This is a genomic window from Rhodosalinus sp. FB01 (assembly GCF_041365715.1).
In the GTDB taxonomy this organism is placed as follows: domain Bacteria; phylum Pseudomonadota; class Alphaproteobacteria; order Rhodobacterales; family Rhodobacteraceae; genus Rhodosalinus.
On the sequence record NZ_JBGFSH010000005.1, the window covers coordinates 223,255 to 238,138 of the forward strand.

The window sequence follows — 14,884 nt, forward strand, 5'->3', positions numbered from 1 at the left end:
CATGTTCCCGGCACTGATCGGCACCGTCGTCATCGCGGGGCTCGTGGGCTACCTGTCCGAGCGGACGGGCTTCACCCGGAACGGCATCCTGCCGAGCGTGATCATCTGCGTGGGCGGGGCGTTCCTGTTCTATTTCGTGCGGATCATGTTCGGCGTGAGCTTCGGCCCGCCGGGCGTGGATGCGATCCTGAGTTCCGTGGGCGCCCTCGTCATCGTGCCGACGCACTGGCGGCCCCGGCGCTGACGCGGCGCGCTGACGGGGGTCAGCCCGCCGCGTTCCCGGCGCGCCAGGCGGGCAGAAGGTCGCCCGGCTCGGGCCGCGCCTCGTAAACCGCCCGGGCGATCGCCCGGGCGAGGCAGAGCGCGGCGGCGTGGCCGATCTCGGCGAGCCCCGGCCCGTGGCCGCTGAGCGTGCGCGCGCCCGTGGCGACGGCGAAGACGAGATCGCCATCGTTGGGCGTGTGCGCGGGCACCACGGCGCGGGCGATGCCGTCATGGGCGGCCAGAGCCACGCGATGCGCCTCTGGCTTGGTGAGCGCAGCGTCGGTGGCGACGACCGCGATGGTGGTGTTGGCCCCGGCCTGCGCCGCGAAGGCGGTGTGCTTTCGGCTTTCGAGGCTGCGCCCGAGCCCGGCCCGCGGGTCGGGGCCGAGCCCGCCGAACTCCTCGCCGATCTCGAAGGGCGCGGCCCAGAAATGCCGCTCGCCCGGCGTCGTGGCGCTGCCGATGGGATTGGCGGCCACCAGTGCGCCCACGGTCACGCCATTTGTGAGCATGAGCGAGGCGGAGCCGAGCCCGCCCTTCAGCATGCCCGTGAGCGCGCCGGTCCCCGCCCCCGCGGTGCCGAGCGCGAAGGCGGCCGAGGCGGCCTCGAGGGCGGCGCGCCCGAGCGCCGGGTAGGGGGTCTCCTCCCACGCCGTGTCGCCCCCGTTCAGCAGGTCGAAAAGGATGGCGGCAGGCACGATGGGCACGCGCACGGGCCCCACGGCGAAGCCGCGCCCCGCGGCGCGGAGCCCGTCCACGACTCCGTCCGCCGCGGCGAGCCCGAAGGCAGAGCCGCCCGCGAGCACCAGCGCGTCCACCGCCTGCACCGTGCGGTCGGGCGCGAGGAGATCCGTCTCGCGCGTGCCGGGCGCGCCCCCCATCACCGCGACCGAGGCGGTGAGCGGCGCGTCGGCGGTCAGCACCGTCACGCCTGACCGCAGCGCGGTATCCTGCGCGTTGCCCACCCGGAGACCGGGGACGTCGGTGATCAGGTTGCGCGCGCCGGGTTCCATCGTATCTCCGAAATGTGCGGGCTGCGCCCGCGCGCCTTCAGTGGCGCGCGCCGCGGGCGCGCGCGGGCCTCCGGCGGGAGTATTTCCGCCAAGAAGACGCGGGCGCAAGGGCCGTGGCTCAGATGCAGCGCCCGCCGTCCACCTCCATCGCCACGCCGGTGATCATAGACGCCTCGTCCGAGCACAGGAAAGCGGCGGCCGCCCCCATGTCCCCGGGCGTGGAGAAGCGCCCCATCGGGATGGTGGCGAGGAAGCGCGCGCGCATCTCCGGCGTGTCCTCGCCCATGAAGGACCTGAGAAGCGGCGTCTCGCCGGCCACGGGGTTGAGCGCGTTCACGCGGACGCCGTGGGGCGCAAGCTCGATCGCCATGGCCTTCGTGGCGGTGATCATCCAGCCTTTGGAGGCGTTGTACCAGTTGAGACGGGGGCGCGGCGAGACGCCCGCGGTGGAGGCGATGTTGAGGATCGCGCCCGCGCCTTGCGCCTTCATCGCCGGGACGAGCGCGCGCGCGGTCAGGTAGACCGACTTGCAGTTCACGGCGAAGACGCGGTCGAAATCGGCCTCGCTCACCTCTTCCATGGGCGCGGGCAGATGGGTGACGCCCGCATTGTTCACGAGGATGTCGAGGCCCCCGAAGGCGACCTGCGCGGTCTCCGCCATCGCGGCCACGCTCTTGCCGTCCGAGACGTCCACCCGGCAGGGCAGCGCCGCGTCCCCGATCTCCGCCGCCATCGCCTTTGCGCCCGCGCCGTCGAGATCGGCCACGAGCACGCGCGCGCCCTCGGCCGCGAAGCGCCGCGCGATCCCCGCGCCGAAGCCCGAGGCGGCCCCGGTGACGATGGCGGTCTTGCCTGCCAGTCTCAAGGTCGTCCCTCCCTTGCAACACAGAGTGCAGGAAACCGGGCGACGCGCAAGGAGGGGCGATGCGCCAGGTCGATTTCCGGGTCTTCCCGGGGAGCGATGCCTCCCGTCTCAAAGTCACTCGGATCGGGGGCCTGTCCGAGCGAGCGGGCGGGGCTTTTCGGCGTGCCGAGCTTTACCGTGGGCGACGCGCTTTTCCGGGGCGACGACCGGCTGGAGGACGCGCTGTCCTGGGCGTGAGGGACGCGTCTCGGCGGTCTAGCCGTGCCGGGCGGCCACCGTCTTGAGCGCGGTGAAGCCGAAGAGCGCCTCGAACCCCTTCTCGCGGCCGTGGCCCGAGAGCCCCGTGCCGCCGAAGGGCAGTTCCACCCCGCCGCCCGCGCCGTAGTCGTTCAGGAAGACCTGGCCCGCGCGCAGCCGCCGCGCGAGGCGCATCTGCCGGCCGCCGTCCGCGGTCCAGACCCCGGCGACGAGGCCGTAGCCCGTGCCGTTGGCGATGGCGGCGGCCTCCTCCTCGCCGTCGAAGGGGATGAGGCACTGGACGGGGCCGAAGATCTCCTCCTGCGCGAGGGGGTGGTCGGGCGGCACGTCGCCGAAGAGGACGGGCGCCACGTAATGCCCGCCCGCGGGCGCGTTCGGGGCGATGCGCCCCTCGCCCGCGCGCGCCAGATCCGCGCCCTCGGCAAGGTAGCCCTCCACGACCGCCTTCTGCCGGGCCGAGATGAGCGGGCCTAGGGCGCGGTCCTCGAGCGCGGGGCCGGCCTCGAGCGCGGCGTAGCGTTCGGCCATCCGCGCGGCGATCTCGGCATAGCGGGGGCGCTCCACGAGGATCCGGGAGGCCGCAGAGCAGGTCTGCCCCGCGTTCTGGATCCCCGCGCCGACGAGGAAGGGCAGCGCGGCTTCCACATCCGCGTCGGCGAAGACGATCTGGGGAGATTTCCCGCCAAGCTCCAGCGTCACCGGCACGACGTTCTCCGCCGCGGCCGCCTGCACCTTCCGCCCGGTCGCCACCGAGCCGGTGAAGCTAAGGTGATCGATGCCCGGATGGCCCGCGAGCGCGGCGCCGGCGGCCTCTCCGGTGCCGGGCACCACGTTCAGTGCGCCCGCGGGCAGGCCTGCGCGCTCGGCCAGATGGGCGAAGAAGAGCGCGGTGATACAGGCTTCCTCGGCGGGTTTCAGAACGCAGGCGTTGCCGGCGGCGAGCGCCGCGCCCACGGAGCGCCCGATGATCTGCATCGGGTAGTTCCAGGGCACGATATGGCCGGTGACGCCATGCGGCTCGCGGAGCGTGTAGACGGTGTAGCCCTCTCGGAAGGGGATCGTCGCCCCCATGAGCTTGTCGGCCGCGCCGCCGTAGAACTCCATGTAGCGCGCGAGCGCGGCGGCGTCGGCGCGCGCCTGGGAGAGCGGCTTGCCCACGTCGAGCGCCTCCAGCCGGGCGAGCGTCTCTACATGCTCCTCGACGAGCCGCCCGAGGCGCGAGAGCGCGCGCCCCCGCGCCGCCGCATCCGCCGCGCCCCAGTCGCCGGCAAGCGCGGCGCGCGCGGCGGCGACGGCGGCGTCCACCTCGGCCGGGCCGCCGCCGGCGATCTCGGCAAGCGCGCCGCCGTCGGAGGGGTTTTCCAGCAGCAGCCGCGCGCCGCTCTCGGGCGCGATCCAGGCGCCCCCCACGAGGCAGCGGGCGGGATCGAAGGGCAGCTCAGGAAGCGGCATCGGGCGTCTCCGTGGCGGATGGCGGCGCGGGCAGGCGCGGTGCGGCGGCGATCAGCTCCTGCGTATAGGGGTGGCGGGGCTGGGAGAAGACCTTCTCGGTCTCGCCCTCCTCGACGATCTCGCCCGCGCGCATGACGAGGACCCGCTCGGTGATGCGGCGCACAACAGTCAGGTCGTGGCTGATGAAGAGATAGGAGAGGCTCAACTCGCCCGAGAGCCGCGCGATGAGGTCCAGGATCTGGGCGCGCACCGAGACGTCGAGCGCCGAGACCGCCTCGTCGAAGACGATGAGCTCGGGGCGGATGATGAGGGCGCGCGCTATGGCGATGCGCTGGCGCTGGCCGCCCGAGAACTCGTGGATGAACTTGGTCGCGTCCCGGGCCGAGAGGCCCACCGCCTCGAGCGCCTCGGCCACCGCGCGGTTCCGCGCCGCGCCGCGGGGCGGGGCGTCGAGCAGGTGGAAGGGTTCGGTGACGAGCCGCGCCACGCGATGACGGGGGTTGAAGCTGCCATAGGGGTCCTGGAAGACCACCTGCATCTTCCGGCGGACCTCCGGGTTGGGGCGGTGGCCGGTGAAGACCGGGGCGCCCTCCATCCGGATCTCGCCTTCCTGCACCTCCTCGAGGCCGAGGATCGCGCGGGTGAGGGTGGACTTGCCGCAGCCCGACTCGCCCACGAGGCCCACGCGCTCTCCCCGGCCGATGGACAGGCTCACGCGGTTCACCGCGCGGTGGTGCCGGCGCGGCGCGAACAGGCCCTCGCGCGGGAGCGGGTAGTCGCGGCTGACCCCCCGCACCTCCAGAAGCGTCCCGCCCGTGACGTGGCGCGGCGGGAGGGTCACCCTGTGGCCCGAGGCCTCGAAGAGCGCGCGGGTGTAGGGGTGGCGCATGGCGGCGAAGAGCCGGCGCGTCTCACCCGTCTCCACCACCTCGCCGTCGCGCATCACGGCGATGCGGTCGGCCATGTCGCTCACCACGGCGAGGTCGTGGGTGATCATCATGAGCCCCATGCCGAAATCCCGGGCGAGTTCCTTCAGAAGCGCGAGGATCTGCGCCTGGGTGGTGACGTCGAGCGCGGTGGTGGGCTCGTCCGCGATCAGCAGCCGCGGCCGGAGCGCGATGGCGAGCGCGATGCCGACGCGCTGGCGCTGCCCGCCCGAAAGCTCGTGCGGGTAGCGCGAGAGCGGGAAGCGCCCGGCCGGCAGGCCCACCCGGTCGAGCATGGCGCGGGCGCGCGCCATGGCCTCGGCCCGGGGTGCGCGCTCGTGAACGAGGATCGTTTCGGCCACCTGGTCCCCGATGCTCTGCACCGGGTTGAGCGCCGTCATCGGTTCCTGGAACACCATGCCCACGTCGCGGCCGCGCACGGCGCACATCTCGCGCTCGGAAAGGCCGAGAAGGTCGCGCCCCTCCAGGCGGATCGCCCCCGCGACGCTGGCGTTGCCCGGCAAGAGACCCATCACCGAGAGCGCGGTGAGCGACTTGCCCGATCCGCTTTCGCCGGTGACGGCGAGGATCTCGCCCGCCGCGATGGAGAGCGAGACTTCGCGCAGGATCGGCGCGCCGCCCACGGACAGATTCAGCCCTTCGATCTGCAGCAGCGTCATGCGCGCGCCACCCGGAGCCGCGGGTCGAGCCGGTCGCGCAGCCCGTCGCCCATGAGGTTGAGGCCGAGCACGGTGAACACGATTGCGAGGCCGGGGATCAGCGCGACATGGGGCGCGAGGCTCACCATCGTCTGCGCGTCGGCGAGCATCCGCCCCCAGGAGGGCGTGGGCGGCTGCGCGCCGAGCCCGACATAGGAGAGCCCCGCCTCGGCGAGGATGCCGAGCGAGAACTGGATCGTGCCCTGGACGATGAGGAGGTTCGTGACGTTGGGCAGGATGTGCTCGGCGCTGATCCGGGCGGTCGACTTGCCGGCCACGCGGGCGGCCATGACGAACTCGCGCTGCCAGAGCGAGAGCGCCGCGCCGCGGGTGAGGCGCGCGAAGACGGGGATGTTGAAGATGCCGATGGCGACGATGGCGTTGACCGCCGAGGGGCCGAAGACCGCGGTGATGAGGATCGCGATCACGAGGCTCGGGAAGGCGAAGACGAGGTCGTTGGCGCGCATGATGATCTCGTCGAGCCAGCCGCCCCGGCGCGCCGCCGCGGCGAGGCCGAGCGGCACGCCGAGCCCCATGCCGATCCCCACGGCGAGAAGCGCCACCGCGAGCGAGGTGCGCGCGCCCACCATGATCATCGAGAGCATGTCGCGGCCGAAATGATCGGTGCCGAGCCAGTTCGCGGCCGAGGGCGGCCGGAGCCGCCCGGCGATGTTCATCCGCGTCACGTCCTCGGGCGTCCAGACGAAGGAGAGAAGCGCCGCGGCCACGAAGAGCAGCGTGAGCGCTCCGCCCAGGAAAAGCTTGCGGTCCGCCCCGGTCACGCGCGGCTCCGCAAACGCGGGTCCACCGCGGCATAGGCGAGGTCCACGAGCAAGTTCACCAGGATCACGGCGAAGACGAGCAGCAGCACCACCGATTCCACCACGATGAGGTCGCGCGCGGAGATCGCCTGGAAGATGAGCCGCCCGAGCCCGGGCAGGTAGAAGACCTGTTCGATGATGATCCCGCCGGCGAGCAGGAAGGCGAATTGCAGCCCCAGGATCGTGAGCACGGGGATGAGCGCGTTGCGCAGCCCGTGCCGCCAGAGCGCCTGGCCGCGGCTGAGCCCCTTTGCGCGGGCGGTGCGGATGAAGTCCTCGCCCAGGATGTCGAGCAGGGAGGAGCGCATCACCCGGGTGAGGATCGCCGCCTGCGGCAACGCCAGGCTGATCGCGGGCAGCGTCAGCGCCTTCATCCCGGCCCAGACGCCGGCCTCCCATCCCGGGAAGCCGCCCGCGCCGACCCAGCCCAGCGTGATCGCGAAGAGGAGGACCAGCATCATCGCGAACCAGAAGTTCGGCACCGCCACGCCGAGCTGGGTGAGCCCCATCACGGCCAGATCGCCCGGCCGGCCGCGCCGCGCGGCGGCGTAGATGCCGGCGGGGAAGGCGATGAGGGTCGAGAGTGCGAGCGCGTAGAGCGCGAGCGGCAGCGACACCCAGAGCCGGTCGGCGATCATCTCGCCCACGGGCGCGCGGTAGGTGTAGGAGGTACCGAAATCCCCGGTTAGCATGCCGCCCACCCAGCCGAGGTATCTCTGCCATTTCGGCTGGTCGAGCCCGAGCTCGGCGCGCAGCGCGGCCACCGTCTCGGGGGCTGCATTGATCCCCAGCATGAAGCTCGCGGGATCGCCCGGCGCGACCTCCACCACCACGAAGATCACGAGACTCGCCACGACGAGCGAGACGAGGAGCGAGACGAGCCTGCGGAGCGTGTAGCGCAGCATGGCCGGACGTTAGGGTCGCCGGCGGGGCCGGTCCAGAGCGGATCCGCGGCGCGCGGGCTGGAAGCGCGCGGCAGGCGCGATATCCTTTGACAGGCAGGGCAAGGGTGGAGGCCGGCGATGAGCGCGCACCGCAGACGGATCGAACCCGTGCATATCGGGCTTCTGGGGCTGCTCGCGCTTTTCGCGCTGCCCTTCGTGCTGCACTCGGTCGATCTCGCCGGGCGTGGGATGGCGGGCATGCTCGACGAGCCCTCGCATCTCTTTCCGCCCGCGGGCGGCGCCGCGTCGGCGGCGATCGCGCTTCACATGGTGACGGGCGCCGCGATCACGGTGCTGGCGCCGCTCCAGCTTGTCGGACCGATACGCCGGCGCTGGCCCGCGCTGCACCGCTGGTCGGGGCGCGTGCTGGCCGTGGCCGCCGCCGCGGCGGCGCTCGCGGGGCTTTTCTACATCGCCGCGCGGGGCACGGTGGGCGGCCCGATGATGGACGCGGCCTTCGCCACCTATGGCGGGCTCATGCTGCTGGCCGCGGTGCAGACCGCGCGCCACGCCCGCGCCCGGCGCTTCGAGCTGCACCGGGACTGGGCGCTCCGCCTCTTCGTGCTGGCGATCGGGTCGTGGATCTACCGCGTGCATTACGGGCTCTGGTACATGGCGACCGGCGGGATCGCCTCCAACGAGCAGTTCACCGGGCTTTTCGACCGGGTGCAGCTCTGGGCCTTCTTCCTGCCCTACCTCGTGCTCGTGGAGTTCTACCTGCGCGCCCGCCGCCGCCGGGAAGACGTGGCGGCGGGCGGCGGCGCCGTCACTCGGCCCAGCTGACGCCGGTGAGGTCGATCGCCTGGGTGGGTGCGTTCGCCCAGAACCCCTCGATGCCCGCCTTCACGACCGAGGTGGAGGCGAGCTGGAAGAGGTAGCCGTTCACGAAATCCTCGGCGATGATCCGTTGCGCGTCCTTCAGAAGCGCGGCCCGCAGCGCGGGCTCGGTCGTCGCGTTGAGCTCTTCCATGAGCGCCTGGAAGTCGGGGTTGTCGTACTGGAAATAGTAGTCGGGCCGGGCGTAGATGCCGATGTCCATGGGCTCGGTGTGGCTCACGATGGTGAGGCCGTAATCCTTGCCGCGGAACACCTCCTCGAGCCACTGGGCCCATTCCAGATTGGTGATCTCGGTCTCGATGCCCACCTCGCGCAGCTGCGCCGCCACGATCTCGCCGCCGCGGCGCGCGTAGGAGGGCGGCGGCAGCTGGAGCGTGGTGGTGAAGCCGTCCGGGTAGCCCGCCTCGGCCAGAAGCGCGCGCGCGCGCCCGGGGTCATGGGCCGAGTTGTCGGTGAGATCCAGGTAGGCCGGGTGATGGGGGGCGAAATGCGTGCCGATCGGCGTGCCGTAGCCGAACATCGCCCCGTCGATGATCTCCTGCCGGTCGATGGCGTGGGCGAGCGCCTGGCGCACGCGCAGGTCGTCGAAGGGCGGCTGGCCGTTGTTGGTGGACAGGATCGTCTCCCCCTCGGTGGAGCCGATCAGCACCTCGAAGCGGGGGTCCGCCTCGAACTGCGGCAGGTTCTCGGGCGCTGGGAAGGCCTGGAAGGCGTCGATGTCGCCGGCCATCATCGCCGCGAAGGCCGCGGTCGGGTCGGAGATGAACTTGAAGGTCGCGCGCTCGAGCGCGGGCGCCTCGCCCCAGTAGCCGTCGTGGCGGGCGATCTCCACCCGGTCGCCCTGCACCCAGTCCACGAAGCGGAAGGGGCCGGTGCCCACCGGGTTCGTTTTTATGTCGGCCACGCTTTCGGGGGCCACGATCACCGCGTCGCCCCAGGCGAGGTTGAACAGCAGGCTGCCCTCGGGCCGCGAGAGCGTCAGCCGCACGGTGAGCGCGTCGAGAACCTCGACGGTCTCGATCGCCTCGTAGAGGGCCTTCTGCGCGTTGGTGGACTCGTCCGCGAGAAGGCGCTCCAGCGTGAACTTCACGTCCTCGGCGTCCATCGCCGTGCCGTCGTGGAAGCTTACCCCCTCGCGCAGCGTGAAGGTGTAGGTGAGCCCGTCATCCGAGATCTCCCAGCTCTCCGCGAGGCCCGGCACCACCGAGCCATCCTCCCGGAACCGGGTGAGGCCCTCGAAGATGTTGGCGTAGGTCACGTTGTCGATCGCGCCGGCCGCCGCCGAGGTCGGATCGAGATGCGGCGGCTCGAGCTGCATCGCCACGGTGATGTCGGCGCGCTGGGCGAAGGCGGGCGCCGCGGCGAGCGCGAGCGCGGCGGCGAGCGCTGGGCGTGTGCGGATCATGGAAGCTCTCCCTGGCTGAGCGGCCCCGGGCTCTGCCGGGTGTTCGGTGAAAACCTTGCGCCGGCCGCCGCGTGCTTGTCCAGCCCGCGGACCGGCGCGGCGTCAGCGCAACACGAGGCGCGGCGCGGGGCCAAGCGGGATCGGCCCCAGCGCGACGCGCCCGTTCTCGAAATTGAGCGGCACGTCGAGCGTCTCGCGGTTGCCCGAGATCTGCGCCAGCAGCCCGAGCCCGTCCTCGATCCGCCGCGAAAGACCGTCGGGCAGCGCGCCGCTCTGCCGGCCCATGGCCAGGATCTCGCGCCAGTTGCGCGCCTTCACTTCCAGCCGGCCCGAGGGCACGCCGTCGGCGTCCACGGCGAGACGACCGGCGGCAAGAAGCTCGAGCTCCCCCCAGCGCGCCTCGGCGCGGGCGATGTCGATGCGCCGCGGCTGCGGGCGCGCCTCCTCGATCGCCGCCATGCTCCACGGACGGTCGAAGGTCAGATCCGCCGTCATCGAGACGGCCTCCAGCGTGTCCGGCAGGCCCCGGATCGGACGCGGCGGGGCGATGCCGGCTGCGCGGATGTCCACGGCGTAGGCTTCGGCCGGGGCCTTGCTGCGTTCCGCCGAGGCGTCGAGCCGCGCCACCGCCCAGGCGCCCGTGCCGCGGGGGGCCACGCGGAGCGTCTCGGCCGCGAGTGCGAGGCGGTCCAGAACCTCTTCCGGCGCGGGACCCAGCGCCAGCTCGGCGCGCATCCCGTCGCTTTCCATAGCCACGCCCCCCTCGGGGGTGACGAAGCGCTGCGTCTCGGGCCAGCCCGCGGTGAGGCGGCGGCCGGTGTCGAGCGGGCGCTCGATCGTGAAAAGGGGCGCCTGCCAGGAAAGCCCCGTCTCGGGATCGGCGAGCACGATGTCGCGGTAGGTGATCTTGTAGCCCGACGGGAACCCGCTGACCTCGACCTCGGCGTCGGCCTGCCAGCCGTCCTCCCGGCGCTCGGCCAGCCAGCTTTCCTGGGACCGTTCCAGCGATGCGGCGGCCACGAACCACCAGCCCGGAACGGCCAGCGCGACGATCAGCACCACGATCAGAATCCGTTTCACGTCGCGCCCCCTCTGGCGGAGTCTTCGGCCCCGTGTTTAACCCTGCGTCGATGGAAGGGCCAGACGCATGACGATGTGGGTTTTCGGTTACGGGTCGCTGCTGTGGAATCCCGGCTTCGCGGTGGCGGAGCGCCGGCTCGCCACGTTGCAGGGCTGGCACCGGAGCTTCTGCATGCGTTCGATCCATCACCGCGGCACGCCCGAGACGCCGGGGCTGGTGCTGGCGCTCGACGCGATGGCGGGTGCGGCGTGCAACGGCGTGGCGCTCGCGCCCGAGCCCGGCACCGAGGTGGCGACGCTCGACTACCTGCGGGGGCGCGAACTGGTGTCGTCCGCCTACCTGGAGACGCGGCTGTCCCTCGATCTCGACGACGGGCGCCGCGTCGAGGCGGTGACCTACGTGATCGATCCCGGGCATGAACAATATGTGCATCTCGAGATGGAAGAGCAGGCGCACATCATCGCCGCGGCCCATGGCGGGCGCGGGCCCAATGACGAGTATCTGCACAACACCGCCTCCCATCTGGCCGATCTCGGCATCCGCGATGCCGATCTGGAATGGCTGTCGGAGCGGGTGCGCGCGATCAAGGGCGCCGATGGGGCTTAGTGCCTTGGCTTGCCTCGCTTTAGCCCGTAGGGTGCGCGCCGACAGCCAAGCTTCAGGAGCCTGTCCCTGATGCACCAGCCCGACCTAGAGGCGGCGCCGCACTTCTCCCAACCCGTCCGCCAGATCGTCCTGATGCTGGTCGCGCTCGGGCTGACGGCGTTCGGCGCCTTCGTGGCGCTGCCGCGCGTGCTGCCGGTGTTCCAGGCCAATCCGTGGCTCAACGGCTTCATCTTCATCGTGTTCGTGATCGGCGTCTTCGCCTGTTTCTGGCAGGTCTTCCAGCTCATCGCCTCCGTGCGCTGGATCGAGGCCTTCGCCGAGGGGCGGCCGGGCGCGGCGGACACCCGCGCGCCGCAGCTTCTGGCGCCGCTCGGCACGCTGCTGCGGTCGCGGGCGAAGCGGATGCAGATCTCCGCCACCTCCACGCGCTCGATCCTCGCCTCCGTCGCCACGCGGATCGAGGAGGCGCGCGAGATCACCCGCTACATCGTCAACACGCTCATCTTTCTCGGCCTGCTCGGCACCTTCTACGGCCTCGCGACCACCGTCCCGGCGGGGGTGGACACGATCCGGGGCCTCGCGCCGCAGGAGGGCGAGGAAGGCGTGCAGGTCTTCAACCGCCTGATGACCGGCCTCGAGGCGCAGCTGGGCGGCATGGGGATCGCCTTCGCGTCCTCGCTCCTGGGCCTGACCGGCTCGCTCGTCGTCGGCCTGCTCGAACTCTTTGCAAGCCACGGGCAGAACCGCTTCTACCGGGAGTTGGAGGAATGGCTTTCCTCGATCACGCGGCTGGGCTTTGCCAGCGAAAGCGAGGACCAGGGCGAGACCGCCGCGGTCGTCGCCGTGATCGACCAGATGGCCGATCAGATGGAACAGCTTCGTCAGGTGTTCGCCCAGTCCGACGAAAGCCGCGCGCTGGTGGACGAGAAGCTGGCCCAGCTCGCCGACTCGGTCGAGCGCATGACCGAGCGGATCGAGGCGATGACGCCGTCCACCTCGGCGCTGGTGCGGGTGGCCGAGGGCCACGAGCGGCTTGCCGAGGTGCTGGAGAACCAGGACCGGGCCGAGACGGGCATCGACGCGGAAAGCCGGATGCGCCTGCGCTCGATCGACGTGCAGCTTCTGCGACTGCTGGAGGAGATGTCGGCCGGCCGCCAGGAAAGCATGGCCGAGCTTCGCACCGACCTCGCGGCGCTGACCCGCGCCGTCGGCCAGATCGCCGCGGGCAACCGCGCCGCGGCGCTGCGCCCGCGCAGCGCGGACGCCCCGCGCGAGGCCAAGGGCGGGGAGGGCTGAGCCATGGCGCTCTCGCGGCGCCCCGGCAACAGGTTCCAGGCCTCGATCTGGCCCGGCTTCGTCGATGCGATGACCGGCCTGCTGCTCGTGCTCATCTTCGTGCTCACGATCTTCATGGTGGTGCAGTTCGTGCTGACCGAGGAAATCTCGGGGCAGGAGAGCGAGCTCGACACGCTGTCGGCGGAGGTCACGCAGCTTGCCCGGGCGCTCGGGCTCGCGCAGCGCCGCAATGCCGAGCTCGAGGACGATCTGGGCGAGATCTCGGCCACGCTGGCGGCGAGCGAGCGGGAATCGGAACGGCAGGCCGCGCTCATCGACAGCCTCAGGGCCGAGCGCGATGCGCAGGCCGAGGCGCTGGGCGATGCGCGCGCGGAAATCGCGAGCTTCGAGGAGCAGGTGGCGAGCCTCCTGGCCGAGCGCGAGGCGGATCGCGCGGCGATCGCCGGGCTCGAGGAGGAGCGCGCGGCGCTGAGTTCCGAGCGCGACGCGCTGGAAACCGCGCTGGCCACCGCCCGCGACGAGATCGACGCCGCCGCCGAGGCCGCCCGCCTCGCCGCAGCCCGCCGCGAGGCGCTGGAGGCGCTGGTGGCCGATCTGCGCGCCGAGACGGCCGAGGGCGCGGAGATGCAGGCCGCGCTGGAAAGCCGGGTGAGCGACCTGCAGGAGGCCCTCAGCGAGGAGGAGGCCGCGCGGCTCGCGGAGGCCGCGGCGGCCGAACGGCTCCGAGAGCGGCTGGAGAACTCGGAGGCCGAACTCACCGCCATGACCCTGCGGCTCGAGGAGGAGCGCCGCCGCGCGGAGGAGACGCTCGCGCTTCTCGCCGCCGCCGAGGCCGCGCAGGAGGATCTCGACACGAAGCTCGCCGCCGCGCTCCTTGCCCAGGAGGGGCTCGAGGCCGATCTCGCCGCCGCGCGGGAGGAGGCCGAGGCGGCGGAAACCCGGGCCCGCGCGCGGGCGGGCGAGGTCGCGGACCTCGAAGAGCGTCTCGCGCTGGCGCTCGCCCGGCTGGAGAGCCGCGAGAGCGCGCTGGCAGAGGCCCGCTCCGACGCGGCGGCCGCGCAATCGGAGCTCAGCGAGGCGGAGGCGGCGCTGGCCGCCGCGCTGCTGCGCGCCGAGGCCGGGGAGGAGGCCGAGGCGGCCGCCGAAACGCTCCGCGCCGAGGCGGCGGATCTCGAGGCCCGGCTGGCCAGCGCGCTCGAACGGATCGCCGCCCGGGAGGGCGAGGCCGCGACGCTTCGCAGGGAACTCGAAACCGCGCGCGCCCGTATCGAGGCGCTGGAGGCCGCGCGGCGGGACGCCGGCGGGGCGGAGGCCCGCGCCGAGACGCTCGAGACACGTGTGGGCGAACTCGAGCAGGCGCTTGCCGAGGCCGAAGACGCCCGCGACGCCCAGGCGGCCCGCGCCGAGGACCGCCGGAGCGACCTCGAGCGCCGGCTCGCCGAGGCGCTCGCCGCCTCGCTCGCGGCGGAAACGGCGCGCGAGGATCTGGGCCAGCGGCTCGCCGCGGCCATCGCCGCGCGCGAGGACGCGGAGGCGCGGCGCGCCGATCTCGCGGAGGAGTTGCGCGCCGCCGCTGCCGCGCGGCTCGCCGCCGAGGAAGAGGCCGATCGGCTGGCCGAGGCGCGCGACCGGCGCGATGCGCTTCTGGCCACCGCGAACCGCGAACTCGCGCGCCAGCAGAGCGCGGCGACCGAGGCGCAGGAACGGACGGCGCTGCTCAACAGCCAGGTCCGCGAACTCAACCGCCAGATCGAGCGGCTGCAGGAGCTTCTCGCGGCGTCCCGCGCCGCGGACGCCGCGCAGGAGGTGCAAATCGAGAACCTGGGCGCAGAACTCAACGCCGCGCTGGCCCGTGCCGCCGCCGAGGAGCGCCGCCGCCGCCAGCTGGAGGAGGAGCGCGCCGCCCGCCTCGAGGCGGAGAAGGAAGACCTTGAGCTCTACCGCTCGGAGTTCTTCGGCCGCCTGCGGGAGCTTCTGGGCGCGCAGGAGGGCGTGCGGATCGAGGGCGACCGGTTCGTCTTCGCCTCCGAGGTGCTTTTCGCGCCGGGCGCGGCGGAACTGTCGGAGGAGGGGCGCGCCGAGGTCGCCCAGGTGGCGGATATCCTGAAGAACGTGATGGACGACATCCCGCCGGGGATCGACTGGATCCTGCGCGTGGACGGGCACACCGACACGGTGCCCGTGCGCGCGGACGCGGAGTTCGAGGACAACTGGGAACTCAGCCAGGCGCGGGCGCTTTCGGTCGTGCGCGACCTGATCGAGACCCACGACATGCCGCCCGAGCGGCTTTCGGCCAACGGTTTCGGGGAATACCAGCCGATCAACCCGGCCGACACGCCGGAGGCGCGGGCGCAGAACCGCCGGATCGAGCTGAAACTGACCGAGAGCTGAGGCGGG

General features: G+C 72.5%; 14 protein-coding genes. 6 read left to right on the forward strand and 8 right to left on the reverse strand.

Annotated elements, in window-relative coordinates; all coding sequences use genetic code 11:
* Window position 1 precedes the first annotated feature (1 nt).
* Window positions 2-244 carry a hypothetical protein gene (locus AB6A65_RS09860; RefSeq protein ID WP_371038198.1) on the forward strand — a complete coding sequence of 81 codons (243 nt, stop codon included), beginning with the start codon at window positions 2-4 and terminating at the stop codon, window positions 242-244.
* A 19-nt stretch (window positions 245-263) separates the two neighbouring features.
* On the opposite strand, the gene AB6A65_RS09865 is transcribed toward AB6A65_RS09860, so the two are convergent.
* Both AB6A65_RS09865 and AB6A65_RS09870 read right to left on the reverse strand, forming a co-directional pair.
* On the reverse strand, window positions 264-1,277 hold the full coding sequence (locus tag AB6A65_RS09865; protein WP_371038199.1) for a P1 family peptidase: 1,014 nt from the start codon (window positions 1,275-1,277) through the stop codon (window positions 264-266).
* A gap of 118 nt (window positions 1,278-1,395) precedes the next feature.
* A complete protein-coding gene (locus AB6A65_RS09870) occupies window positions 1,396-2,142 on the reverse strand; it encodes an SDR family oxidoreductase (RefSeq protein ID WP_371038200.1) in 747 nt (248 codons plus the stop codon).
* A 96-nt stretch (window positions 2,143-2,238) separates the two neighbouring features.
* Here AB6A65_RS09870 and AB6A65_RS09875 point away from each other — a divergent pair, with 96 nt between their 5' ends.
* The gene (locus AB6A65_RS09875; protein ID WP_371038201.1) at window positions 2,239-2,379 is read left to right on the forward strand and encodes a hypothetical protein; all 141 of its coding nucleotides are present in this window, start codon (window positions 2,239-2,241) and stop codon (window positions 2,377-2,379) included.
* 18 nt (window positions 2,380-2,397) lie between these two features.
* Here AB6A65_RS09875 and AB6A65_RS09880 read toward each other — a convergent pair whose 3' ends face one another.
* Genes AB6A65_RS09880 through AB6A65_RS09895 form a run of 4 tightly spaced genes read right to left on the reverse strand, consistent with a single transcriptional unit; the run spans window position 2,398 to window position 7,223 of the window.
* Window positions 2,398-3,852: an aldehyde dehydrogenase family protein gene (locus tag AB6A65_RS09880; protein WP_371038202.1), complete on the reverse strand. Its 1,455-nt coding sequence runs from the start codon at window positions 3,850-3,852 to the stop codon at window positions 2,398-2,400.
* The gene (locus AB6A65_RS09885) at window positions 3,839-5,458 is read right to left on the reverse strand and encodes an ABC transporter ATP-binding protein (protein ID WP_371038203.1); all 1,620 of its coding nucleotides are present in this window, start codon (window positions 5,456-5,458) and stop codon (window positions 3,839-3,841) included. Before AB6A65_RS09885 ends, AB6A65_RS09880 begins: the two co-directional genes overlap by 14 nt.
* On the reverse strand, window positions 5,455-6,279 hold the full coding sequence (locus tag AB6A65_RS09890) for an ABC transporter permease (protein WP_371038204.1): 825 nt from the start codon (window positions 6,277-6,279) through the stop codon (window positions 5,455-5,457). The genes AB6A65_RS09885 and AB6A65_RS09890 overlap by 4 nt, the downstream gene beginning before the upstream one ends.
* Window positions 6,276-7,223: an ABC transporter permease gene (locus AB6A65_RS09895; protein WP_371038205.1), complete on the reverse strand. Its 948-nt coding sequence runs from the start codon at window positions 7,221-7,223 to the stop codon at window positions 6,276-6,278. Before AB6A65_RS09895 ends, AB6A65_RS09890 begins: the two co-directional genes overlap by 4 nt.
* Window positions 7,224-7,340: 117 nt before the next feature.
* Between AB6A65_RS09895 and AB6A65_RS09900 the strand changes: the two genes are divergently transcribed.
* The gene (locus AB6A65_RS09900) at window positions 7,341-8,045 is read left to right on the forward strand and encodes a DUF2306 domain-containing protein (RefSeq protein WP_371038206.1); all 705 of its coding nucleotides are present in this window, start codon (window positions 7,341-7,343) and stop codon (window positions 8,043-8,045) included.
* Here AB6A65_RS09900 and AB6A65_RS09905 read toward each other — a convergent pair.
* Entirely contained in the window at window positions 8,029-9,504 is a 1,476-nt protein-coding gene (locus AB6A65_RS09905) for an ABC transporter substrate-binding protein (RefSeq protein ID WP_371038207.1), read from the reverse strand. The genes AB6A65_RS09900 and AB6A65_RS09905 overlap by 17 nt on opposite strands.
* Window positions 9,505-9,606: 102 nt before the next feature.
* Complete coding sequence (locus AB6A65_RS09910) at window positions 9,607-10,584, reverse strand: DUF2125 domain-containing protein (protein WP_371038208.1); 978 nt, start codon at window positions 10,582-10,584, stop codon at window positions 9,607-9,609.
* A 67-nt stretch (window positions 10,585-10,651) separates the two neighbouring features.
* Between AB6A65_RS09910 and AB6A65_RS09915 the strand changes: the two genes are divergently transcribed.
* From AB6A65_RS09915 to AB6A65_RS09925, 3 genes are all read left to right on the forward strand, one after another.
* Entirely contained in the window at window positions 10,652-11,191 is a 540-nt protein-coding gene (locus AB6A65_RS09915) for a gamma-glutamylcyclotransferase (RefSeq protein ID WP_371038209.1), read from the forward strand.
* A 69-nt stretch (window positions 11,192-11,260) separates the two neighbouring features.
* Window positions 11,261-12,487 carry a biopolymer transporter ExbB gene (locus tag AB6A65_RS09920; RefSeq protein WP_371038210.1) on the forward strand — a complete coding sequence of 409 codons (1,227 nt, stop codon included), beginning with the start codon at window positions 11,261-11,263 and terminating at the stop codon, window positions 12,485-12,487.
* A gap of 3 nt (window positions 12,488-12,490) precedes the next feature.
* Window positions 12,491-14,878 carry a peptidoglycan -binding protein gene (locus tag AB6A65_RS09925; protein ID WP_371038211.1) on the forward strand — a complete coding sequence of 796 codons (2,388 nt, stop codon included), beginning with the start codon at window positions 12,491-12,493 and terminating at the stop codon, window positions 14,876-14,878.
* Window positions 14,879-14,884 lie beyond the last annotated feature (6 nt).

Coding starts and splice junctions, on each gene's coding strand:
- AB6A65_RS09885 (WP_371038203.1), bottom strand. CDS start 5,458: ATGACGCTGCTGCAGATCGAAGGGCTGAATCTGTCCGTGGGCGGCGCG.
- AB6A65_RS09925 (WP_371038211.1), top strand. CDS start 12,491: ATGGCGCTCTCGCGGCGCCCCGGCAACAGGTTCCAGGCCTCGATCTGG.
- AB6A65_RS09875 (WP_371038201.1), top strand. CDS start 2,239: ATGCCTCCCGTCTCAAAGTCACTCGGATCGGGGGCCTGTCCGAGCGAG.
- AB6A65_RS09895 (WP_371038205.1), bottom strand. CDS start 7,223: ATGCTGCGCTACACGCTCCGCAGGCTCGTCTCGCTCCTCGTCTCGCTC.
- AB6A65_RS09860 (WP_371038198.1), top strand. CDS start 2: ATGTTCCCGGCACTGATCGGCACCGTCGTCATCGCGGGGCTCGTGGGC.
- AB6A65_RS09920 (WP_371038210.1), top strand. CDS start 11,261: ATGCACCAGCCCGACCTAGAGGCGGCGCCGCACTTCTCCCAACCCGTC.
- AB6A65_RS09905 (WP_371038207.1), bottom strand. CDS start 9,504: ATGATCCGCACACGCCCAGCGCTCGCCGCCGCGCTCGCGCTCGCCGCG.
- AB6A65_RS09880 (WP_371038202.1), bottom strand. CDS start 3,852: ATGCCGCTTCCTGAGCTGCCCTTCGATCCCGCCCGCTGCCTCGTGGGG.
- AB6A65_RS09915 (WP_371038209.1), top strand. CDS start 10,652: ATGACGATGTGGGTTTTCGGTTACGGGTCGCTGCTGTGGAATCCCGGC.
- AB6A65_RS09865 (WP_371038199.1), bottom strand. CDS start 1,277: ATGGAACCCGGCGCGCGCAACCTGATCACCGACGTCCCCGGTCTCCGG.
- AB6A65_RS09900 (WP_371038206.1), top strand. CDS start 7,341: ATGAGCGCGCACCGCAGACGGATCGAACCCGTGCATATCGGGCTTCTG.